The sequence below is a fragment of the Actinoplanes sp. NBRC 101535 genome, from assembly GCF_030269225.1.
Classification (GTDB): Bacteria; Actinomycetota; Actinomycetes; order Mycobacteriales; family Micromonosporaceae; genus Actinoplanes; species Actinoplanes rectilineatus.
Genome location: NZ_BSSY01000010.1, coordinates 31688 through 54625, shown reverse-complemented (window position 1 = coordinate 54625; position 22938 = coordinate 31688). Strand labels below are relative to the sequence as shown.

The 22938-nt window shown below is 70.3% G+C and carries 20 protein-coding genes; 15 read left to right on the top strand and 5 right to left on the bottom strand.

From position 1 onward, the window contains the following. Positions 1 to 18: 18 nt before the first annotated feature. On the bottom strand, positions 19 to 1134 hold the full coding sequence (locus QSK32_RS26375; protein WP_045744644.1) for a magnesium and cobalt transport protein CorA: 1116 nt from the start codon (positions 1132 to 1134) through the stop codon (positions 19 to 21). A 151-nt stretch (positions 1135 to 1285) separates the two neighbouring features. Beyond that, positions 1286 to 2380 carry an aminotransferase-like domain-containing protein gene (locus QSK32_RS26370; RefSeq protein ID WP_045744645.1) on the bottom strand — a complete coding sequence of 365 codons (1095 nt, stop codon included), beginning with the start codon at positions 2378 to 2380 and terminating at the stop codon, positions 1286 to 1288. A 121-nt stretch (positions 2381 to 2501) separates the two neighbouring features. Here QSK32_RS26370 and QSK32_RS26365 point away from each other — a divergent pair, with 121 nt between their 5' ends. From QSK32_RS26365 to QSK32_RS26355, 3 genes are read left to right on the top strand one after another with little or no spacing between them, the layout of a single operon-like run. Next, on the top strand, positions 2502 to 3233 hold the full coding sequence (locus QSK32_RS26365) for a phosphocholine cytidylyltransferase family protein (protein WP_045744646.1): 732 nt from the start codon (positions 2502 to 2504) through the stop codon (positions 3231 to 3233). Then, complete coding sequence (locus QSK32_RS26360) at positions 3221 to 4282, top strand: iron-containing alcohol dehydrogenase family protein (protein ID WP_045744647.1); 1062 nt, start codon at positions 3221 to 3223, stop codon at positions 4280 to 4282. Before QSK32_RS26365 ends, QSK32_RS26360 begins: the two co-directional genes overlap by 13 nt. A 34-nt stretch (positions 4283 to 4316) precedes the next feature. After that, positions 4317 to 5036 (top strand): CDP-alcohol phosphatidyltransferase family protein, encoded by a 720-nt coding sequence (locus QSK32_RS26355; protein ID WP_045744648.1) that lies wholly within the window; start codon positions 4317 to 4319, stop codon positions 5034 to 5036. Positions 5037 to 6389: 1353 nt separating this feature from the next. Here QSK32_RS26355 and QSK32_RS26350 read toward each other — a convergent pair. After that, complete coding sequence (locus QSK32_RS26350; RefSeq protein ID WP_245674098.1) at positions 6390 to 7718, bottom strand: arylsulfotransferase family protein; 1329 nt, start codon at positions 7716 to 7718, stop codon at positions 6390 to 6392. Between the two features lie 249 nt (positions 7719 to 7967). Next, positions 7968 to 9152 carry a glycosyltransferase family 4 protein gene (locus QSK32_RS26345; protein WP_045744650.1) on the bottom strand — a complete coding sequence of 395 codons (1185 nt, stop codon included), beginning with the start codon at positions 9150 to 9152 and terminating at the stop codon, positions 7968 to 7970. A 24-nt stretch (positions 9153 to 9176) separates the two neighbouring features. Here QSK32_RS26345 and QSK32_RS26340 point away from each other — a divergent pair, with 24 nt between their 5' ends. The 12 genes from QSK32_RS26340 to QSK32_RS26285 all read left to right on the top strand — a co-directional run bounded on the left by QSK32_RS26340 (position 9177) and on the right by QSK32_RS26285 (position 22744). Continuing rightward, on the top strand, positions 9177 to 10043 hold the full coding sequence (locus tag QSK32_RS26340) for an Fpg/Nei family DNA glycosylase (protein WP_045744706.1): 867 nt from the start codon (positions 9177 to 9179) through the stop codon (positions 10041 to 10043). Between the two features lie 176 nt (positions 10044 to 10219). Next, positions 10220 to 11809, top strand: a complete 1590-nt coding sequence (locus QSK32_RS26335; RefSeq protein WP_045744651.1) for a sugar transferase — start codon at positions 10220 to 10222, stop codon at positions 11807 to 11809. A 266-nt stretch (positions 11810 to 12075) separates the two neighbouring features. Continuing rightward, positions 12076 to 13221 (top strand): sensor histidine kinase, encoded by a 1146-nt coding sequence (locus QSK32_RS26330; protein ID WP_425394665.1) that lies wholly within the window; start codon positions 12076 to 12078, stop codon positions 13219 to 13221. Beyond that, positions 13218 to 13952: a LytR/AlgR family response regulator transcription factor gene (locus QSK32_RS26325; protein WP_285473432.1), complete on the top strand. Its 735-nt coding sequence runs from the start codon at positions 13218 to 13220 to the stop codon at positions 13950 to 13952. Before QSK32_RS26330 ends, QSK32_RS26325 begins: the two co-directional genes overlap by 4 nt. A gap of 219 nt (positions 13953 to 14171) precedes the next feature. Then, positions 14172 to 14879, top strand: a complete 708-nt coding sequence (locus QSK32_RS26320) for a response regulator (protein ID WP_045744654.1) — start codon at positions 14172 to 14174, stop codon at positions 14877 to 14879. Next, entirely contained in the window at positions 14876 to 15904 is a 1029-nt protein-coding gene (locus QSK32_RS26315) for a HAMP domain-containing sensor histidine kinase (protein ID WP_285473431.1), read from the top strand. The genes QSK32_RS26320 and QSK32_RS26315 overlap by 4 nt, the downstream gene beginning before the upstream one ends. Before the next feature lie 71 nt (positions 15905 to 15975). Then, positions 15976 to 17517 (top strand): DUF4153 domain-containing protein, encoded by a 1542-nt coding sequence (locus QSK32_RS26310; protein WP_285473430.1) that lies wholly within the window; start codon positions 15976 to 15978, stop codon positions 17515 to 17517. A gap of 31 nt (positions 17518 to 17548) precedes the next feature. Continuing rightward, positions 17549 to 17935: a hypothetical protein gene (locus QSK32_RS26305; RefSeq protein WP_045744657.1), complete on the top strand. Its 387-nt coding sequence runs from the start codon at positions 17549 to 17551 to the stop codon at positions 17933 to 17935. Beyond that, positions 17932 to 19557 (top strand): sodium/solute symporter, encoded by a 1626-nt coding sequence (locus QSK32_RS26300; protein ID WP_045744658.1) that lies wholly within the window; start codon positions 17932 to 17934, stop codon positions 19555 to 19557. The genes QSK32_RS26305 and QSK32_RS26300 overlap by 4 nt, the downstream gene beginning before the upstream one ends. Before the next feature lie 61 nt (positions 19558 to 19618). Continuing rightward, positions 19619 to 20293, top strand: a complete 675-nt coding sequence (locus tag QSK32_RS26295) for an SCO2207 family protein (protein ID WP_285473429.1) — start codon at positions 19619 to 19621, stop codon at positions 20291 to 20293. A gap of 82 nt (positions 20294 to 20375) precedes the next feature. Beyond that, positions 20376 to 21161, top strand: a complete 786-nt coding sequence (locus QSK32_RS26290; RefSeq protein WP_285473428.1) for an ABC transporter ATP-binding protein — start codon at positions 20376 to 20378, stop codon at positions 21159 to 21161. Continuing rightward, entirely contained in the window at positions 21158 to 22744 is a 1587-nt protein-coding gene (locus QSK32_RS26285) for an ABC transporter permease (protein WP_285473570.1), read from the top strand. Before QSK32_RS26290 ends, QSK32_RS26285 begins: the two co-directional genes overlap by 4 nt. On the opposite strand, the gene QSK32_RS26280 is transcribed toward QSK32_RS26285, so the two are convergent. Further along, positions 22741 to 22923, bottom strand: coding sequence for a hypothetical protein (locus QSK32_RS26280; protein WP_245674100.1), 183 nt, complete (start codon positions 22921 to 22923; stop codon positions 22741 to 22743). The two genes, QSK32_RS26285 and QSK32_RS26280, sit on opposite strands and share 4 nt — an antisense overlap. Between the last annotated feature and the right edge of the window lie 15 nt (positions 22924 to 22938).

Here is a 22938-nt window from a genome sequence, read left to right as displayed (position 1 = left end):
TCTATGAATCGACGGGCGTCAAAGCCATCCGTTGCGGCGGAACGCCCGGTACAGCAACACCGTGATCACCGACAACAGCAGGACCAGACCGGGATAACCGTATTTGAAGCCCAGCTCCGGCATGTAGTCGAAGTTCATGCCGTAGATGCCGGCGAACGCCGTCCAGACCGTGGCGATACCGGCCCAGGCAGCGATCTTGCGCATGTCGTTGTTCTGGTCGACGGTGACCTGCGCCAGCCGGGCCTGCAGGATCGAGTTGAGCAGATCGTCGTAGGAGGAGACCTGCTCGACCGTGCGGGTCAGGTGGTCCTGGACGTCCCGGAAATACCGGCGGATCTCCTTGGGGACCACACCCTGACTGGAAGTGATCGCCGCCAGCGGGCGCTGCAACGGCACCACCGCCCGGCGGAACTCCACCAGCTCCCGCTTCAGCTGATAGATCTGCTGGATCGGGGCGGTCCGGTCCCGGGAGAAGACGCCCTCCTCGATCAGGTCCAGGTCGTCCTCGACCTCGTCGGCCACCTCGAGATAGTGGTCCACCACCCGGTCGGTCACCGCGTACGCCACCGCCCACGGACCCTGCTGCAACAGGACCGCGCGGCCGGTTTCCAGGTCGGCGCGCACCGGTGCCATCTCGGAGGCGTCACCGTGCCGGACCGTGATCACGAACCGCTCACCGATGAAAATCATCATCTGGCCGGTCTCGACCACCTGCGAACTCTCGGTCAACTCCTGATGCGGCACATACCGGGCGGTCCGCAGGACCAGGAAGTGCACCGCGCCGAACTGCTCCAGCTTCGGACGCTGCTCGGCCTTGACCGCGTCCTCCACGGCCAGCTCGTGCAACCCGTACGTCCGGGCGATCGCGGCCATCTCACCCGCCGTCGGCTCGTGCAGACCCAGCCAGACGAACCCGCCCTCACGCCGGCACGCCTCCACCAGCGCCTGGTCCGGGGTGAACTCACCGGGGATCCGCTCGCCACCGGCATAGACGCCACAGTCGACCACCGCGCTGACCGGACCGTGCACGCCATCCCGGTCGGTGTGCTGCTCGCCGCTGCCGAGGAGCCGGTTCACCCGGGCCGCCAACGACTTACCCAGGGGCTGGCCCCGGGTCCATGCACGCTCCGCCATGCCGACCTCCCCCGGTTGTCCCAAACCATCCGAGGCTAGCCCTTCACCGGGCGGTCGAGTGCCGGGTGGGTGACCGCGAGTCGGCGGGGGGAAGGAATCGCGGGCACCACCCGGCATGGAGAGGTATCCCCACGCCGGGCGGAAGCGAAACTCAGCCGCGGATCTCCTCGATCGCGTCGGCGATCCGGCGCACGCCCTCGTCGATCTGGTCGACGGTGACCGCGGAATACGCCAGGCGCAGCGAGTGGTTGCCGCCCTCGAGCAGGAAGTCACTGCCCTTGACCACCGCGACGCCCTTCTTCATGGCCGCCGGGAACAGCTTGTCCACATCCACGTCCTCGGGCAGGTCGACCCAGAGGAAGTAGCCGCCGTCCGGCTCGGTGAAGGTCGCGCCGGGGATGTGCTTGCGGATCGACTCCGCCAGCACCCGGGCCCGCTCGCCCAGGGCGGCGCTGACCGTCCGGACCGACTTCTCGATGGCGCCGGAGACACAGAACTGGTGGACGATCGCCTCGGAGACCATGCCCGGGGAGATGTAGAGGTTGGTCGCCTTCTTCGCGATCGCGTCGATCAACGCCGCCGGGCCGACCAGGTAACCGACCCGGACACCCGGGCAGACCGTCTTGGTGAAACTGGAGGCGTGCACCACGAGGTTGTCCGAATCCAGCGACAGCATCGAGGGCAGCGCCTCGCCACGGAACCGGATGTCGACATACGGGTCGTCCTCGAAGATGAGGAACTCGTACTGCGCGGCGAGGGCCAGCAGCGCCTGCCGCTTCTCCAGCGACAGCGTCAGGCCGGCCGGGTTCTGGTAGTTCGGGATGATGTGCGCGAGCTTCGGCCGCACCCCCGACTCGAGCAGCCCGCGCAGCTCGTCGATGTCGATCCCGTCCTCCTGCAGCGTCACCTGGTGCACCTTGGCGCCGAGGTTCTGCAGGTTGAGCAGCGTGCGGTCGTACGTCGGCTTCTCCACCACGACGTCGTCGCCCGGCTTCACCAGATGCCCGAACAGGAAGGCGTCGGCCTGCAGCGAGCCGTTGGTCACGATGACCTGGTCGGCGGAGGCGCCGTGCTTGTCGGCGATCCACTTGCGCAGCGGGAGATAACCGACGGAGGTGCCGTAAGCGGTCACACCGGCCGGATCGGCGTCGAAAGCGCGCGTAGCCGCGGCCTTCAGGCCCTCCACGTCGACGATGTCCAGCGACGGGGCGCCTCGGGCAAACGAGATCAGCTGCTCAGCGGTCATGCCCACCAGCTTAGAAGCCGGGTCTATACCATTTTATCGGCGACCCTCACGAGTCCTGCAGATGGGACACGTGCCGCTATCCTCGCTGGGCACCCCCACACTCGTTGGAAGGAACCACCCCATGATCGGTCTGGTACTCGCCGCCGGCGCCGGGCGCAGGCTGCGCCCCTACACGGACACGCTGCCGAAGGCGCTCGTCCCCGTCGACGGGGAGACCACGATCATGGACATCTCGTTGCGGAACCTAGCCGCTGCCGGGCTGACCGACGTCACGATCGTGGTCGGATACTGCGCCGGTGCGGTGGAGGAGCGCGTCGAGGCGTTCGAGAAGAAGTACGGCGTGAAGATCTCCCTGGTTCACAACGACAAGGCCGAGGAGTGGAACAACGCGTACTCCCTCTGGCTCGCCCGGGACCACTTCGCGCAGGGCGCGCTGATGGTCAACGGCGACACCGTGCACCCGGTCAGCGTGGAGCACACCCTGCTGGCCGGGCGCGGCCCGAGCATCCTGCTCGCCGTCGACACTGTGAAGAAGCTGGCCGACGAGGAGATGAAGACCGTCTTCAATGAAGATGGCCAGCTGACCAAGATTACGAAGCTGATGGAGCCCTCCGAGGCCTACGGCGAGTACATCGGCGCCAACATCATCGAGGCGTCCGCCGCCGGCAAACTGGCCGACGCGCTCAAGGCCACCTGGGAAGCCAACCCCGACCAGTACTACGAGGACGGCTTCCAGGTGTACGCGGACCGCGGCGGCGAAGTCCGTGCCGCCCCGATCGGCGACCTGCCGTGGGTCGAGGTCGACAACCACGACGACCTGGCGAAGGCCCGGGACATCGCATGCCGCTACTAGCCCGTAGCGTCCAGACCCCGCTGCACATCGAAGTGCGGCGGGGCGCGGTCGCCGACCTCGGCAAGATCCTCGCGGACGGGCGCATCTCGTCCGGCGGCGAGGTCGCCGTGGTGGTCGGGCCGGGCCTGGGTGAGCGGGTCGTCGAACTACTGCGCCCCTCCCTCCAGTCGGCCGAGGTCTTCGTCACCACCGGCGGCAGCCTCGACGCGGCGCTGGAACTCTCCGGCAAGCTGCGCTCCGGCCACTACGACGCGGTCGTCGGCATCGGCGGCGGCAAAACGGTCGACACCGCGAAATACGCCGCCAGCCGCTGGGGCCTGCCGATGGTGACAGTGGCGACCAGCCTCGCCAACGACGGCATCGCCTCCCCGGTGGCCAGCCTGATCAACGACGGCATCAAGGGGTCGTACGGCGTACACATCCCGTTCGGTGTGATCGTCGACCTGGACTTCGTCGAGAACGGTCCGGAACGGGTCAACCGGGCCGGCATCGGCGACGTGATCAGCAACATCAGCGCGCTCGCCGACTGGGAACTGGCCCGTGAGGTCCGCGGCGAACCCGTCGACGGCCTGGCCGCGTCCCTGGCCCGGATGGGCGCCGAAGCGGTCCTCACCATGCCCGGTGACATGTCCGACGACGCGTTCGTCACGGTGCTCGCCGAAGCACTGATCTCCAGCGGCCTGGCGATGGCGGTCTGCGGCAGCAGCCGGCCCTCCAGCGGCGGCTGCCACGAGATCATGCACGCCATCGACTCGCTGTTCCCGCGCACCGCGTCCCACGGCGAACTGGCCGGCCTGGGCGCGCTGTTCTGCACCTTCCTCCGGGAGGACGAGCGCCGGTTCGTCCAGATGGCAGAATGCCTCCAACGGCACCAGCTGCCCCGCACCCCGAGCGACGTCGGCCTCGACGCCGACCAGTTCGTGCAGGCCATCGACTTCGCGCCGCGGACCCGACCGGACCGCTACACGATCCTCGAACACCTGGCCATGACGCCCGAAGAGACCCGGAGGAAGCTGGCCGAATATGACGACGCCGTCGCGGCCCTCTGACCAGGGCAGAACTCCCCCACCACCGACCGCCACCATGCCGCAGCCGTCCGGTGCCGGCGCCCCCACCGCGGCCGACTACTACGCGGTCAACCGGGGCGGCGGCCTGTTCAGCGAGGCGATCAGCCAGCGACTCGGCTCGCACATCGCGGTGTGGGCCCACAAGTACAAGCTGACGCCCACCGTGCTGACCGTACTGAACCTGGGCATCGGCGGCATGATCTCCTTCGTGGTGATCGCCGCCGCCGGACCGGTGGCGGACGACCGCGTCTGGGCCTTCCCGATCGGCCTGCTCGCGCTGATCGGCTGGCAGTTGGCGTACGCGTTCGACTGCGCCGACGGCCAACTGGCCCGCGTGACCGGACAGTCCAGCCCGGCAGGCGGCCGCCTCGACGTACTCTGCGACGTCGCAGTGCAATCCGCCCTCGTTGCGGCGCTGGCCCAGGTCGCGAAAGCACAGGAGGCGGACACCCCGGCGTGGCTGCTGGCCGCGTTCGCCGCCACCTGGATGGTCAACCTGGTGACATCGGTCATGCAGTCCGGCGCCCAGGCATCGAGCATGGTGAGCAGCACGTCACTGCCCGTCCGAGCCGTCAAGCTGGTGCGCGACTACGGGGCGGTGATCGCGCTGGCCGGCGCGATCCTGACCGTGGCGCCTCAGTGGACGGTCTGGTTCGTCGGCCTGTTCACCCTGATCAACGGCGGCTTCCTCGCGGCGAGTATCGCTTTCACCGGCCGGGCCGCCCTGCGGGGCTGACCGTCCTCCCCACTCGCGCGGCCACCACAGCCGACCGAGCCGCACCACCCGGCACCGACGGGCCGAGTCCTATCCGGACTCGGCCCGTCGCCGTTCCACCTGGTTCCCGTCACCACTCCACCTGGCTCCCGTCACCACTCCACCTGGCTCCCGTCACCGCCGTTTTGCCTGCCTCAACCAGAATTCCGCCGCTAAACAATCGGCTTCACCAGAACTCCAGTAGTGGGCGACCTGGCCTCGCCAGAACTCCAGTAGTGGGCAACCTGCCCTCACCAGAACTCCAGTAGTGGGCAACCTGCCCTCACCAGAACTCCAGTAGTGGGCAACCTGCCCTCACCAGAACTCCAGTGGTGGACCCTGGATTGATCAACAGATGAATCCCGCACCCGATCAAGCCACTGGGTGAGGGCACCGCCCCAAGTCGACGGGCCCACGCCCCCAAACCCTTGATCGCGCGCGCCCAACCCCTCGGTTCGCATGATCGGGAGCGGCCACCTACCCAGCCCTTACAAGTAGGACGGCAAACGCACCCGATCACGAGACTGGGCGCAGCCAACACCCCAGAGCCGAGGGCCCACGCACCCGATCAAGCCACCGGGTGCGACCACCACCCGAAACGACAGGCCCACGTCCCCAAAACCTTGATCGGGTGCACCCACCGTCCAGCCCCGACCGACGGTGCAGCAAACGCACCCGATCAAGCCATCGGGTACAACCACCGCCCCAAGCCGACGGGCCCACGCACCCAAACCCTTGATCGGGTGCACCCAACGCCCTCGATCCGCACGATCGGGTGCGGCCACCGTCCCAGCCCTCAGAGCGGGGCGGTAAGCGCACCCGATCACGTCACCGGGTGCAACGACCGCCCCGAAACGACGGGCCCGCGTCCCCAAAACCTTGATCGGGTGCAGCCACCACCCTCCGACAGCATGATCGGGTGCGCCTACCTTCCTTGCCACCACAACGGGTTCGACCAACGCCATCGCCATCGCCAGTGGGTGCGGCCGCCGCCCTCGCCAACACCAACGGGTGCGGCCACCTCGCTGGCCCTGCCAACGGGTGCGGGCACCGCCCTCGGGGCCGTTGACGGACGCCGCCGGGTTGGCCGCCGTGACTGACGGCCGCCATGACAAGCGACCCCCGTCGACTGGCGACCGGTATGACAAGCGACCGCCGTCGACCGGCGACCGCGATGACGGGCGACCGCCGTCGACTGGTGACGGCCGGTGACGGGCAACCGCCGTCGACCGATGACGGCCGATGACGGGCAGCCGCCGTTGACCGGCGGCGGTCGGGCGGGTGCGGAGGGCTGGGATGGTGGGGACTGTGCTTTGGGCGTACCCGGCAAGAGGATCAGACCCGGACCGGGATCGCCGAAGAGGAACCAAGGACCTGGTTTGAGGCGTTCAGGGCTTCTGCTACGACATATTCGGGCAAACCCGTGATCGTCAACTCGGTCTCGAAGCCGGCATGGTCCGCCTCGACCGCAGCGGTCAGCGAACCCGGCTGGGAACCGGACCGGGCACGCCACCGTGATACGCCCGTGTGACCGTTCCAGCTCATCGTGACGACGACGTTGCCGCCTTCGGCCCGTAGACCCAGGGCGGGCTGATCTCCGGGCGCAGCGGCCCACTCAGCCTTGTACGCCCGGTACGACTGGTTGTCCGCCGGCAGGCTTCCCGCCAGCCGGACAGTGCCGTCGGCGTGATGTTCGGTGAAGTGTGGCCGCTGGCCCCAGCCTACGAACGAACCGCCGTCGGAGAGTTCCCGGAAGTTGCCCTGTGTGGGGGCGGAGACCCGGTCCGGGTGGACGTGTTCGGCGACAAACGTGACCGTTTTTGCCTTCTCGTCGAGGGTGAAGATCAGGCCGCGGGAGTAGGCCCGTTCGACGGTGATTCCGGCGCCGTTGTCGAAGATGCTGTAGGTGCCGTCGGACCGCCGCTGGAAATCGTGCTGCCACGAGAAGGACGAACGTTCGTCCACCTGGAAGTCGCTCTTCTTGCCGCCGAGTCGCCAGAGCACCTCGCCACTGGCCCGGTCCACCTTGTAGAGCCCCCACGTGTGCCGGGCCGAGAAGAGCAGGTTGCCGTCGGCGTCCAGGCTCACCGAGTTGGGGTGCAGGTAATCGTAGGGCAGGTGCGCCGAGTCGCCCTGTGGCAGCGGCGCATACGACTCGTCGACGCCGAGGTGATCGCGGGCCCGCCACTGCGACACCAGGGAACCGGTCGCGATGTCGACCTCCTGGAGCACCCCGTCGTGCAGCACCCCGTCGGCCGGCCCGCCGAACGCGGTCAGGTCGAACGCGACCGGGTCGTAGACCCAGAACAGTGCCGTCCCCCGGTCGGTGATCACGAAGTCGTGCTGGTCGGCCTGCTCGGTGCCGGACGCCCGTACCCGGGTGATCTCCCGGTACGACTGGTCGGCGATCACGAACTCGCCCTGTCCGACGCCCTGTCCGCCGGTGCCGCCGATCGTCCCCTCCCACCAGGTCAGCACCGGCCTGCCCTGGTAGGTCTGTGCCTTGAAGTCGATGGCGACGGTCGCCGGGTCGGGCACCTTGCGGAACCAGACCGGCGAACCCGTCTCGTCCACGATCAGCGGGCCGCGCAGTGCGGTCGCCGCGAACGGGGTCAGGAAGATCGAGCCGGGGACCGTGCCGGCGGCGGGCACGGTGATCGTCACGTCGGGGAGCGCGTCGAGATCCGGCCGCGAATGGTATTCAACCGATTTTCCCGATGCATCCGAAGCAGCGGGCGGATCGTCGCCGGCCGACGCGCTGAGACGACCGCCGAAGAAGCCCGCCGTGGCTGCGGCACCGGCCGCCCCCACGACGCCTACCAGCAACGCACGCCGTGAGACGACGGCCGAATTCGAGTCAGGTCCGGGGGCGGCATCATTCACCCGCCCCGTTTTCCCCGACCAGCCTGTGGATTACCTCAGTAAGCCCTGTGAATCGGCCGCCATCTCGGCGTACACCTCGATGAGACGCTTGGTGAGCACGTCCGGATGGAAGTTTCGCAGGTAGCGCTCGCGGGCCGCACGTGCCGCCACCGCCGCGCCGTCCCGGGCCCGGGGCAGCATCTCGGCGAGCGACGCCGGGTCCGGCGCGGCCAGCCAGCCGGACGCCTCCGCGCCCGCGCCCACCATGTACGGGATCCCGCCCACCGAGGTGCCGAGCACCGCGCGCCCCGCCGACATGGCCTCCAGGATCACCGTCGGCAGCACGTCCTCCCAGGTCGGCACGGCGATCACCACGGCCGACGCGCGGCGCGCGGCGGTCATCCCGGCCCGGTCCAGCGGGCCCAGGTAGGTCACGTCCGACCGTTCCGCGGCGACCTGCTCGGCGAGCGGCCGCAGTTCCCCGTCGCCGGCGATCCGCAGCGGCCCGAGTGATCCGTCCGGGTGCCGCCGCCAGGCGTCCAGCAGCAGGCCGAGGCCCTTCTCCGGGGAGAGCCGGGCACCGTAGAGGAAGCCGTCACCGAGTGGTTCCGGGGCGCCCGGGTCGGGCAGGCCGTTCGGCTTGATCACGATGCGCTCACCGGCGATGCCGTAGTCGGTGAGATGGGCGGCGATCTTGTCGGTCAGGGCGATGTACCGGTCCACCGAGTGCCAGGTCGGCCGGTGCAGGGCCAGGGTGGTCGCCATGATCGCGCTCTGGGCCGCGGAGCCGCGGTAGCACCTGTGCTTGATCGCGGGCAGGCCGATCAGTCTGCCGCGGCAGTCCTGGCAGTTGTGGCCGTCGCGGAAGTACAGGCCGGACGAGCAGACCTGGCGGTAGTTGTGCACGGTCTGGATCACCGGGACGCGGTGCTGGTGGGCGGTCCGGATCACCCAGGGCGACAGCAGGGGATACGGATTGTGGAGATGGAGAACATCCGGTTTCTCCCGCTCCAGCAGACTGGACAGCTCCTTCTGCGCCTCGAACCCGAAGATCGGCGAGACCGGCAGCAGCACCTTGCGTGCCGCCGACATCGTCCCGATCGCGTCGGAGCTGCGCTGGAACGGCACCACCGCCACGCCCGCCTCGCGCAGTTGACCGATCTCGGTGTCGACGATGACGTTCTCCCCGGAGGGGATCGCCTCGCGGTACCGGTTGTGCGCTACCACCACCTTCATGGCGCGAAACGCTACCGTGAGGAGGTGCCCGAACTCCCCGAGGTCGAGGCGCTCGCTGCTTACCTGCGGGAGCGCGCGGTCGGCCACACCGTGCAGCGTCTGGAAGTCTCCTCGTTCAGCGCGATGAAGACGTACGATCCCGCCCCCACCGCGGTCGCCGGGATGCCGGTCGCGAGCGCCGGCCGGCACGGCAAGTTCCTCGACATCGGCCTCGGCGAGGACGACGGGCTGCACCTGGTCGTGCATCTGGCCCGCGCGGGCTGGCTGCACTACCGGGACGCCTTCAAGTCGCCGGCCCCGCTCAAACCGGGCAGCGGGCCGATCGCGATCCGGATGCGCCTCGACGACGGTTCCGGGTTCGACCTGACCGAGGCCGGCACCCAGAAATCCCTCGCCGCCTATCTGGTGCGCGATCCGTCCGAGGTGCCCGGCGTGGCCCGGCTCGGCCCGGACGCGCTGGCGGTCTCCCGCGACGCGTTCGCCGCGCTGCTGAAAAGCCGCAACGGCCAGGTCAAAGGGGTGCTCACCGATCAGGAGGTGATCGCCGGGATCGGCAACGCGTACTCCGACGAGATCCTGCATGTGGCGAAGTTGTCCCCGTTCGCCCTCACCGGGAAGCTCACCGGGGAGCAGGTCTCCGCGTTGTACGAGGCGATGCGAGACGTGGAGACGGACGCGGTCGAACGCTCGGTGGGGCAGCGGGCCGCGGAACTGAAGAGTGAGAAACGTGCCGGGATGCGGGTACACGCCCGGACCGGCCTGCCCTGCCCGGTCTGTGGCGACACGGTGCGCGAGGTGTCGTTCGCTGACAAGAGCCTGCAGTACTGTCCGACGTGCCAGACCGGCGGCAAGCCGTTGGCGGATCGTCGCCTGTCCAAGTTGGTGCGCTGATTTGCCACCAGGCGATTACCCACCGTACAAGTCGGGATTGCCGCCGCATCGTCACCTTTTCTCCGGCCGATCCATCGGTATAGTGGCTCGGTCCCTGGTAACCGTTGTGAACCGAACGGGTACCCACGGACCTGCCGAGATCCAAGGGGTCGTGGCGGTGCGTAATCTTTTTCCGGATGCGGGAGGACGTAGGCGAAGTGACGACTAGCCTGCATCGCCCACCGACCGACAGCAGCCGGAGCCAGCCCGTGCGCTACGACAGCTTCGAGTGGCAGGAACAGCAGCCACCGAGCAACGGCGTTCCCCGTTCGGCGTGGACGCGACAGCAGCGGCGACTCTCGCGCTGGCACCGGCCCTACACCGCGGTCCTGATAGTCCTCGATCTGCTCAGCAGCCTGCTGGCCTCGGCGATCGCCGACGTCGTGCTGGAGAAGTCCAAGAGCGGTTTCATGTACCGCTCGTGGGGACCGTTCGACGACATCGAGCTGTTCAACTTCTTCGCCTACGTGGTCCTGCCGATCGGCTGGCTGATAGTGCTGTGGGGCGGCGGCTCCTACGACCGCCGGGTCCTGGGCCTGGGCAGCGAGGAATTCAAACGGGTCGTCCGCTCGTCGGTCACCGTCGTCGCCGGGGTCTCACTGCTCGCGTTCGCCACCAAGACCGACCTGTCGCGTGGCACGGTCGCCGCGGTGTCGCTGAGCGCGGTCATCTTCATCCTGATCAGCCGGGTCGCCGCCCGGCAGGTGCTGCACTTCTCCCGGCGGCGCACCGGCCACGGCGCGCACCGGATGATCCTGGTCGGCACGCTGCCCGAGGCGCTCGAGGTCTACACCGCGGTCACCCGCAGCCCCGCCGCCGGCCTGATCCCGGTCGCGATCCACCTGACCGACGGTTACGCCGCCGCCCGCGGCATCGAGACGCCCGTCCCGGTCTTCGCCGGACGCGACGTGTTGTCGCTGGTCCGTGAGGTCGGCGCGGACACCATCGCGGTCTGCGGCTCGGCTAGCGCCGAGCCGGGTGAGCTGCGCCGTCTGGCCTGGCAGCTCGAGGGCACCGGCGTCGACCTGGTGGTCGCGCCGCAGCTCACCGACATCGCCGGCCCGCGCGTGCACATCCGCCCGATCGAGGGCCTGCCGCTGCTGCACGTCGAGGAGCCCACGCTCTCCGGCCCCGGCTGGCTCACCAAGAACCTGCTGGACCGGGTCGCCGCCGGCCTCGGCCTGATCGCGGTCAGCCCGATCCTGCTGTTCATCGCCATCGGCATCCGCCTCTCCGACCCGGGCCCGGTCTTCTTCCGCCAGCCGCGGGTCGGCCACGAGGGCCGCACCTTCCGGGTGTGGAAGTTCCGGACGATGTATGTCGACGCCGAGGAACGCAAGGCCACGCTCGAGGAACTCAACGAGTCCGACGGCATGCTCTTCAAGATGAAGCACGACCCGCGCATCTTCGCTTTCGGTCAGAAGCTACGGGCCACGTCCCTCGACGAGCTGCCCCAGCTGATCAACGTGCTCAAGGGCGAGATGTCCCTGGTCGGCCCGCGCCCGCTGCCCGCCGACGACGGCGACTACCTGGGCGACGTCCGCCGCCGCCTGCTGGTCCGCCCCGGCATCACCGGCCTCTGGCAGGTGAGCGGCCGCTCCGACCTGAGCTGGGACGAGGCGGTCCGGCTGGACCTCTACTACGTGGACAACTGGTCGCTCACCTACGACCTGTCCATCCTCTGGCGCACGATCTGGGTGGTCCTGAAGCGCAAGGGCGCTTACTGAAACCCACGATCAAAATCGGAAGACCGATGTCGTAGCGGGGCGGTGGGTACAGACCGTCGCTCCCGCCGAGGGCCCACCGGCCCGAGCTGGCCGCTACGCGTCCAAAGCACTCGACCCGGTGGGCGACCTGCGTGAATGGTCAGTCCCACAACCACCACCCACGGCGGCATCACCGATCCAGCCTGGTGGATTTCGGGCGCAGGGTCCAGGATCGGGACGTGCAGGGACAGGTCGGGAGTCTGGTGGCGGTGATAGCCGTCCTGGCGATGCTGGGCGCCACCGTCGGGGCGGTGTTCCGGCTCCGCGCACGACGGGGGATCGCCACCGCGATGCAGCGGGCCACCTACGACGTGCTGCACACCGCCACGCTGGCCGCCGAGCCCCTGAAGACCGGGCTCACCACGGATTCGGCCGGGAAGGCGTCCCGGCATCTCAGGACGCTCGTCGGCGCGGTCGGGCTGGCGATCACCGACGGGGAGCGGTGTCTGGCGTACGACGGTCGGGGCGGCCACCACGCCGACCAGCTCACCGCCGCCGCGAGCCGCGCGGTGAGGAACGGCCGTTCGGTCGTACTCAATGGATCTGATCTGCCGTGTGACCGTGTGGATTGTGTGGTCGGCGGCGCGGTGGTGGCGCCGCTGACCGGTCCCGGAGGTGCGGCCGAGGCCGCGCTGGTGGCGGTCTCCGACGGCCAGCCGGCGCCCGGTCTGGTGCAGGCCACCCTGGAGGCCGCGCGGTGGGCCGGTTCGCAGCTGGCCGTGGCCGAGCTCGAGTCGTCGCGGGAGCGTCTGGCCCGGGCCGAGGTGCGGGCGTTGCGGGCCCAGATCAGTCCGCATTTCATCTACAACGCGCTGACCGCGATCGCCTCGTTCGTGCGCACCGATCCGGTCCGCGCCCGGGAGCTGATCCTGGAGTTCGCCGAGTTCACCCGGTACTCGTTCCGGGCGCACGGCGAGTTCACCACGCTCGCCGAGGAGCTGCGGTCGATCGACCGTTATCTGACCATCGAGCGGGCCCGGTTCGGGGACCGTCTGCAGGTGCGGCTGCAGATCGCGCCCGAGGTGCTGCCGGTCAACCTGCCGTTCCTGTGTCTGCAGCCGCTGGTGGAGAACGCCGTCCGGCACGGGCTGTCGCGGAAGCCGGGCGTCGGTATGGTGAGCATCGAGGCGCGTGATGCGGGCGCCGAGTGCCACATCACGGTCGAGGATGACGGGGTCGGCATGGATCCGGCGGTCTTCGAGCAGCATGCTCCGGAGAGCGAGGACGCGCATCACGTCGGTCTGGTGAATGTGGACGAGCGTCTGCGTTCCGTCTTCGGTGATCACAACGGTCTGGTCGTGGAGACCGCGCCCGGCGCGGGTACGAAGGTGAGCATGCGGGTGCCGAAGTTCCACCCCGGGGTGCGGGCATGAGTCTCGTCGTGCTCGCCGTCGACGACGAGCCGCCCGCGCTGGACGAGCTGGCCTATCTGCTGAACGCGGACGGCCGGGTGGCGCATGTGCACCGGGCCGGTGACGCCACCGAGGCGTTGCGGGTGTTGCGGGACACCGAGGTCGACGCGGTGTTCCTGGACATCCGGATGCCCGGTTTGGACGGCATGGAGCTGGCCCGGGTGTTGCGCCGGTTCGCGCAGCCGCCGGCGATCGTGTTCGTGACCGCCTACGACGTGGGGGCGGTGGACGCCTTCGACCTGGGCGCGACCGATTATGTTCGCAAGCCGGTGCGCGCCGAGCGGCTGGGCGAGTCGTTGCGCCGGGTGGCCGGTCTGCGGTCGTCGCCGGCGGCGGGCCCGTTGGACGAGCCGTCGATCCCGGTGGAGTTGGCCGGTACGACCCGGATGTTGCCGCGGTCGTCGGTGCGCTGGGTGGAGGCGCAGGGCGACTATGCGCGTCTGCACACCGGGGACGCCTCGCATCTGGTGCGGGTGTCGTTGGCGACGTTGGCGGAGCGCTGGGCGAACGGCGGGTTCGTCCGGATCCACCGGTCGTACCTGGTGCAGTTGCGCCTGGTCACCGAGCTGCGGTTGACGGGTTCGGGTTATGTGGTGGCGTTGGACGGGGCGGAGCTGCCGGTGAGCCGACGGCACACCCGGGAGTTGAAGGACCGCCTGATCCGGGCGGTCAAGCACGACTGGACCCGGTAATCCACACGCTTATCCACAGCTGAACAGAGTTTTCCACCGAGTTATCCACAGGCTGGCGCGCCTGACGGTGCACAACCTGTGGACAACGATCTCCACAGGTCGTACACATCTCCACCCCCGCCCCTCCTCAGCGGCTGAATAGGCTCTGGCCACCGGCCGGTGAGTCACGGGGGCGCACCGACCGGTTCCGAACAGAGCGGTGATGGGGGTGCGGACGGCGTGGAGACGATCGAGCGGCGGGTTCTCGTGGTCGAGGACGAGCGGGCCATCGCGGACGCCGTGGCCGCCCGGCTGCGCGCCGAGGGGTTCGCGGTGCACGTCGTCGGGGACGGTCCCAGCGCCGTGACCGCGGCCCGCGAGCTCCAGCCGGACGTCATCGTGCTCGACGTGATGCTCCCCGGCTTCGACGGTCTGGAGGTGTGCCGCCGGGTCACCGCCGAGCGACCGGTGCCGATCCTGATGCTGACCGCCCGCGGCGACGAGACGGACCTGCTGGTCGGTCTCGCGGTGGGCGCCGACGACTACATGGCGAAGCCGTTCTCGATGCGGGAGCTGGCGGCCCGGGTGCACGCGCTGCTGCGCCGGGCGGCCAAGCTCGCCCCGGCCGTCCCGGCGCCGCCGTCCGCGGAACCGGACAGCACCCTGCGGTTCGGCGACCTGGAGATCAACCAGGCGGAACGGCGGGTGCTGCGGGCCGGCGTCGAGGCGCACCTCACCCCGACCGAGTTCGACCTGCTGCTGCACCTGGCCCGCCGGCCGCGCACGGTCCTGCCCCGGGAGCGTCTGCTCGCCGATGTGTGGGGCTGGGCCGACGCATCCGGGACCCGGACCGTGGACAGCCACATCAAGGGCCTGCGCCGCAAGCTGGGCGCCGACCTGATCCGTACGGTGCACGGCGTCGGTTATGCCCTGGAGGTGGACCGGTGATCGACCGGCTCGCCCCGATCTTCGCCTGGCTGCCCCGGCCGCTGGACCCGGTCCGCTCGATCAAGGCGAAGTTGTCGCTGGCCTTGGGCCTGGCCGGCGGCGTGGGTCTGCTGGTCTTCCTCTGGAGCATCGACTTCTACGGCGTCGACCTGCTGTGGATCGCCATCGCGGCGGCGCTGGGCCTGGTCACGCTGCAGGTGATGGCGCACGGCGCGACGATCCCGTTGCGGGAGATGACGGTGGCCGCCCGGGCGATGGCCCGCGGTGACTACACGCGGCGGATCCGGGCCAGTTCGCAGGACGAGGTGGGTGAGCTGGCCGCCGCCTTCAATCAGATGGCCGCGGATCTGGCCGCCGCGGACCGGCAGCGGCGCGAGCTGATCGCGAACGTGTCGCACGAGTTGCGGACGCCGATCACCGCGTTGCAGGCGATGCTGGAGAACATCGTCGACGGCGTCGCCACCGCCGAGCCGGAGACCATGGAGACCGCGCTGGCCCAGACGCAGCGCCTGAGTCGTCTGGTCACCGATCTGCTGGACCTGTCCCGGCTGGACGCCGGGGTGGTGCCGCTGCGCACCGCTCCGATCGACGTGCCGTCGTTCCTGGCCGCGGTGGTCCGGGAGGCCGCGGTGAACGCCGAGGGCAGCGGATACTCCGTGCACTTCGAGGTCGCCGCGCCGGAGCTGGTGGTGGCGGGCGACCGGGAACGCCTGCATCAGGTGTTCGCGAACCTGCTGGACAACGCGGCCCGGCACAGCCCGCCCGGCGGCACGGTCGCGGTCCGCGCCGAGCGTCACGACGAGCAGGTGCTGATCGTGGTGACGGACGAGGGCGCGGGCATCCCGGCCGAGGAACGGGAACGGGTCTTCGAACGCTTCACCCGCGGTGAGCGGGCGACCGGTGGCGGCACCGGTCTGGGTCTGGCCATCGCCCGCTGGGTGGTGCAGATGCATCGGGGCACGATCGCGGTGGCCGAGCCGGACGGCCGTCCCGGGTGCCACATCCAGGTACGTCTCCCCCTGTAGAGCAGAGCCCGAGAGGCAAGGACGCCATGACTACGGCACCAGAATCTCCTTCAAAGGGACAAATCACCTTAATGCAGGCGCCGCTCAACGGTCCCTGGCCGCTGTCGACGCCCTGGGGGCGCCGCTGGCCCGGACCGGGACTGCCGGCCTCGGCCACCACCGTCGTCGCCCTGCTGGTCGCCACGATCGTCGTCGCGCTGAGCGTCCCGCTGGACCGGCCCGGCATCGGCTGGCTGGTCGCCGTGCTGGCCGCCGTCGTGGCCCTGATCGTGGCCCGGCTCGCGCCGCAGGCTCCCGCGGTGGCGCCGCTGGTCAGCCCGGCGCCCGCGGAACGGCCCTGGGACCGGTACGCCTGGACCACGGCCACCGTCGCGCTGCTCGCCGTCGGCGCCTTCCGGGCAGCCGGCTGGCTGTTCCTGCTCTGCCTGATGACCGCGACGCTGACCACCGTGCTGGCGCTGACATCCGGGCGGTCCCTGCGCTCGATGGTCGCCACCTACCTGCTCATCCCGGCCGCCACGCTGCGCGGTGTGGGCTGGCTGGTCCGGGGCGCCGTACTGGCCCAGCGCCGGGGACGCGACGGCGTCCCGGTCCGGTTCGTCACCACCGCGGTGCTCTCGCTGGTGCTGCTCACCGTCTTCGGCTCACTGTTCGTCTCGGCCGACGCCGCATTCGCCAGGATCTTCGCGGCGGTGATCCCGGATCTGAACCTGCCGGTGGTCAGCCGCTGGATCTTCGTCGGCCTGGTCACGCTGCCGCTGCTGGCCGGAGCCGCCTACCTGCGGGCCGCCCCGCTCGCCCTCGGCGAACTGGACGCCGCCGAGAGCCGCAAGGTCGGCCGCCTGGAATGGGCGGTACCGCTCGGCCTGCTGGTGCTGCTCTTCGGCGCGTTCGTCACGGTGCAGCTCACGGTGCTGTTCGGCGGCGCCAAGCACGTGGTGGAGACCGACGGCCTCACCTACGCCGAGTACGCCCGCAGCGGCTTCTGGCAGCTCTGCACGGTGACCGCGCTGACCCTGGCGGTGCTGGCCGGCGCGGCCCGGTGGGCGTCACGGGAGACCCCGGCCGACCGGACGCTGCTGCGGGCGGTGACCGGCGCGCTGGCCGTGCTCACCCTGGTCGTCGTCGCCTCCGCGATGCACCGGATGAACGTCTACACCGACATGTACGGGCTGACCCGGCTCCGCCTGCTGGTCGCCTGCTGCGAGGCGTGGGCCGGCCTGGTCCTGCTGATGGTCCTGGGCGCCGGGGTGCGCCTGCGTGCCCCCTGGCTGCCCCGGGTCGCCATCGCAACCGGTGTGCTGGCGCTGCTCGCACTGGCCGTGGCGAACCCGGACGCCCGGATCGCCGCGAACCACGTGGACCGGTTCCAGCGGACTCAGCAACTGGATCTGGCGTTCCTCGCCGACCTGTCCCCGGACGCCGCCCCGGCCTTCGCGGAGATCTCCGACGGGTACCGCCGCGACTGTCTGCTCTGGGCGGTCGGCGGGCAGATGGCCGACCCGGACGACTGGCGCGGCTGGAACCTCGGCCGGGTGACCGCCCGCTCGTTGGTGGCCGGCGATCCCCCGGCCGACCCGCAGAAATGCGCCGAAGAGATCTACCGGTATTGACATTGCGGCGAGGGCGGCGAGACTGCCGGACATGGCCGTCGATCCGTCCCCGCTCCCGCGAACCCGGGTGGTCCTGGCCGACGCCACCGCCCGCCGCGACCCGGCGGACCGGACCCGCACCGACCTCACCGAGCAGACACCGGTCGGCGAGGCACTGGTGAAAGGTCTGGTCCGGGCGCAGCTGGCACTCGCGCTACGACTGGCGGCGGTGGTCGTGGCCGGCCTCGGAACGCTGCCGCTGCTGTTCGCGGTCGCCCCCGCCGTCGGCCGGTTCCGGGTCCTCGGCGTGCCGCTGCCGTGGCTGCTGCTCGGCTTCCTCTCCTTCCCGTTCCTGGTCGGGGTGGGGGCGGCGTACGTGCACTGGGCCGAACGCAACGAGCAGGACTTCACCGCCCTGATCCGCAGGCCGGACCGGTGAACCCGTACCTGTTGCCGGGCCTGGTCGTGGTGGTGCTGCTGACCGTGGCGATCGGCGCGTACGGCCTGCGGTTCGCCCGGACCACATCGGACTTCCTGGTCGCCTCCCGGTCGGTGAGCCCGTCCTGGAACGCGGCCGCGATCAGTGGCGAGTACCTGTCCGCGGCCTCGTTCCTCGGGGTGGCCGGCCTGGTCCTGCGGTACGGCGTCGACGTGCTCTGGTACCCGGTGGGTTTCGCCGCCGGCTATCTGGCGCTGCTGCTGTTCGTGGCCGCCCCGCTGCGCCGGTCCGGGGCGTTCACCCTGCCCGACTTCTGCCAGGTGCGCCTGCGGTCGGTGCCGGCGCGCCGCCTGGCCACCCTGTTCGTGCTGTTCATCGGCTGCCTCTATCTGCTGCCGCAGTTGCAGGGGGCGGGGCTGACGTTCCGCACGCTGACCGGCGGGCACTACGCGTGGGGTGCGCTGCTGGTGGCGGTCGTGGTCACCGGCAACGTGGCGTTCGGCGGGATGCGGGCCATCACCTTCGTGCAGGCGTTTCAGTATTGGCTGAAGTTGACGGCTCTGGCCGTACCCATGATCTTTCTGATTCTGCAGTGGCAGGCGGACGCGCGACCGGCTGTCACCCCGCCCGCCGGCGCGGTCTTCCCGGCCGCGACGACGGTGGTGATCGAGCAGGACGCGGTGCTGGACAGCGGGCGAGCGGTGCACGCCGGTGAGACGCTGAGCTTCGCGGCGGGCGACCCGGTGCCGACGGTGAGTGCGGTGGACGCCGGTTTCGGCGACGGGTGGCTGCTGCCCGGCGGCCAGAAGTCCCTGTTCGCGACGTATTCGCTGATCCTGGCGACGTTCCTGGGCACGATGGGGTTGCCGCACGTGCTGGTCCGTTTCTACACGAATCCGGACGGTTCCTCGGCCCGCCGGACCACCCTGGTCGTGCTGGCCCTGGTCGGTCTCTTCTATCTGCTGCCCACCCTGTACGGCGTGCTCGGGAGGATCTACACCCCGCAGCTGCTGATGACCGGGAACACCGACGCGGTGGTGCTGCTGCTGCCGGAGGCCGCCCTGGGGCACGGGCACCTGGGCCGCCTGCTCGGTGCGCTGGTCACCGCGGGTGCGCTGGCCGCCTTCCTGTCCACCTCGTCCGGACTGCTCACCAGCGTGGCCGGGGTGATCTTCACGGATCTGCTGCGCAGCGGGCGCAACGGTTCGGTCCGCGACTTCCGGCTGGCCACCCTGCTGGCCGCGGTGGTGCCGACCGGCCTGGCGCTGTTCGTGTCCGACATGGACGTGTCGCAGGTGGTGGGCCTGGCGTTCGCGGTGGCCGCGTCGAGTTTCTGCCCGCTGCTGGTGCTCGGCATCTGGTGGCGCGGGTTGACCGACACCGGGGCGATCGCCGGCCTGATCACGGGTGGCGGGGCGGCGGTGGCCGCGGTGCTGCTGACCGTGCTCGGCCCGCCGCTGGACGGCTGGGCCGCCGAGGTGATCGGCCAACCGGCCGCCTGGACCGTGCCGCTGGCCTTCGCCGTGATGATCGGCGGATCGCTGCTGACCGGCCGACGCCGACCGGACGACATCAACGCCACCATGCTGCGGCTGCACGCCCCGGAATCGCTGCGCACTTGATTTAAGGATCTTTAAGGTTGGATTCCCGGCTGCGATCGAACCCTCTCCCGTAAACCCGGGCATGAGACGACGCAGTGCATACAAGCGACCGGGCCGGGGAATCTCCGGGGGCAACCGCAAGATCGCCATCGGCGCGGCGGTGGCCGCTCTGGTCGCCGGTGGGCTCGCCGTCGGAACCGGGCTGAGCAGCGCGTCCACCGCCTGCGACGGCCTGGACCAGTCGCTGCGGGACACGCAGCAGTTCATGGCCGAGCAGCGGGCCAACCCGAACGCGCAGACCGAGGCGATCCTGAAGAACCGCCAGGAGGTCATCGACCTGATCAACCTGCAGCGCCGGCAGGCGGGTTGCACGGGCGACGTGGCCGCTCCGCCCACCGCGCCGCCCGCCGCGCCGCCCGCCGCTCCGCCGGTAGCGGAGACCACGGCACCCGCTCCCGTCGAGGAGACGACCGCGCCGCCTGCGAACAACGGCGGAGGGGACGCAACGGGCGAGGTCGTCTGCAAGGGCTCGACCGTGACCCTCTCCGGCGAGGCCGGCGCGCCGTTCGCCTCCAGCGGCACCTTCCCGCTCGGGACCCGTCTCAAGGTGACGAACCTGGACAACGACAAGAGCATCACGGTCAGCGTCGAGAGCACGTCCGGCAGCTGCATCCTGCTCAACAACGCCGCGTTCGAGGAGGTCCGCGAGCCGGGCAAGTTCCTCATCCGTCGCGCTGTGATCGAGCGGGTGGGCTGATCGGATCCCGCCCGGACCGGCGGAGGGGTGCCGCCGGTCCGGGTGTTCCTGTTCCACCCGGTCAACCGATACGTTCGGATGCATGAGCATTCCCGCACAGCGCACACCCGGCGCGGGCACCCCACCGGCGATGGCGCTCCGCGGTCTGGTCAAGCGTTTCGACACCCGCCTGGCGGTCTCCGGGGTGAGCCTGGACGTGCCGGCGGGCTCCTTCTTCGGACTGCTCGGCCCCAACGGCGCCGGCAAGACCACCACCCTCTCGATGGCCGTGGGCCTGTTGCGGCCCGATGCGGGCCAGGCCGTCCTTCTGGGGTACGACGTCTGGCACGCCCCGTCCGAGGCGAAGGCACTCGTCGGGGTCCTGCCGGACGGTGTCCGGATGTTCGACCGTCTCAGCGGGCCGGAGCTGCTGGCCTATCACGGTCTGCTGCGCGGGATGCCGGCCGACGTGGTCGATCAGCGGGCCGGTGACCTGCTCGACGTGCTGGAGCTGGGCGCCGGCAACCGGACCCTGGTGGTCGACTACTCGGCCGGGATGAAGAAGAAGATCGGGCTCGCCTGCGCGCTGCTGCACGCGCCGCGGCTGCTGGTGCTCGACGAGCCGTTCGAGGCCGTGGACCCGGTGTCGGCCGCGCTGATCCGCGACATCCTGCAGCGGTACGTCGCCGGCGGTGGCACCGTGGTCTTCTCCAGTCACGTGCTGGAGGTCGTCGAGCGCCTCTGCTCGCACATCGCGATCATGTCGGACGGCGTGCTGCGGATGCACGGCACACTCGGTGAGGTCCGCGGCGACCGCACTCTGCAGGACGTTTTCGTGCAGGTGGTCGGCGGCCGGGTGGCCACCGGCTCGGAGCTGGCGTGGCTGTGAGCGTCCTGCCGTTCGTCCGGCTCAAACTCCGCATCACCCGCAACGGCCTGCGCGGGCGCCCGGCCCGGATCGCGATGTTCGTGGTCGGCGCGGTCTTCGCCGGTCTCTTCGCGGTCGGCGGCTACCTGATCTTCGCCCTTCCCGGCCTGCTCGAGCACAGCCGCTCGGCCGGGATCCTGCTGCCGCTCGGCGGCGCGCTGCTGGTGCTGGCCTGGACCTTCATGCCGCTGCTCTTCTTCGGCGTGGACAGCGCCCTCGACCCGGCGCAGTTCGCCCTGCTGCCGGTGCCGCGGCGCACCCTGCTCGCCGGCCTGTCGGTGGCCGCGCTGATCGGTTTGCCGGCGCTGGCCACCCTGGTGGCGACCGGCGGCATGGTGCACACCGCGGCCCGGCTCGGCGGTCCGGTCGCCGCGGTCGCCGCGCTGCTCGGCATCGTCTCCGGTCTGCTGCTCTGCGTGGCGCTGAGCCGCTCGGTGACCAGCGCCTTCGCCACGGCGCTGCGGTCCCGGCGGTCCCGGGACACCGCGACCATCCTGTTGGCGGTGGTGGCCGCGGCTCTCGGACCGGCCCAGTTGCTGCTGCTCGGCCTGCTGGACCGGGCGGACTGGGACACCGTGACGATGATCGCCCAGGTCGTCGGCTGGACGCCGCTGGGCGCGCCCTGGTCGGTGGGCGTCGACGCCGCATCCGGGCGGCTCTGGGCCGTACCCCTGAAGCTTCTGATCGTGCTGGCCGTCGCCGGTGTTCTCGTCTGGTGGTGGAGCCGGACGATCGAGCAGGCGATGCTGGGCGCCTCGACCGCGGGCGGCCGGCGCGCGACCACGGCTCCGGACACCCGCCGGCCGGTGGAACGTCTGCTGCTACGGGGTCTGCCGCGCAACCGGTTCGGGGCGTTGACCTCGCGTGAGGCGCGGTACTGGTGGCGGGAGACGCGGCGGCGCGCCACCCTGGTCACGCTCGGCGTGGTCGGTGTCTTCCTGCCGCTGTCCAGTGCCTTCGGCGGCGCGCCGGAGGGTGCGGGCGGCCTGGCGGTGGTGGTCGGTGCCATCGCACCGCTCGGTCTTGCCAACCAGTTCGGGTACGAGGGCAGCGCCTACGCCACGAACATGGCCACCGGGGTGCCCGGCCGGCTCGAGGTGTACTCCCGGGCCGCGGCGCACGCTCTGTTCACCGTGCCGATCCTGCTGCTGGTGGCGCTGGTGACCGAGGTGTCGGCCGGCAAGCCCGAGGTGGTGGCGGCGCAGTTCGGCACGTTGCTGGCCACCTACGGCGTGGGGCTGGCGCTGGTGCTGCCGATCTCGGTGTGGGCGGCCTATCCGCAGCCGGACACCTCGGGGCCGTTCGCCCTGTCGTCCGGCGGTGGTGCGGCCAAGGCGCTGCCCAGCCTCGGTGCCATGCTCGGCGCGTCGATCGCCACCGTGCCGCTGCTGATCGCCGGTTTCCTGCTCGGTCCGGCGTGGTTGTGGGTGGGCCTGCCGCTGGGCCTGGCCTACGGCGCCGGGGCGTTCTGGCTCGGCGCGATCCTGGCCGGCCGGATGATCGACCGCCGGATGCCCGAGTTGCTGGCCGCGGTCTCGGCTTAGGGATGCCGGGCGCCGCCTCCGGTCCGGGGGTCCGGTGCCCGGGTGAGGGCCATCGGCCGCAGACCGTCGCGGCGCACGAAGATCCGGCGGCGCTGCAGGGCGTTGCCCGTCGCGCCGAGAACGTAGCCGTCCAGCCAGATCCACCCGTCGTAGGTGATCCGAGGGTCGACCCGAATCACCCGAAATGTCAGCGC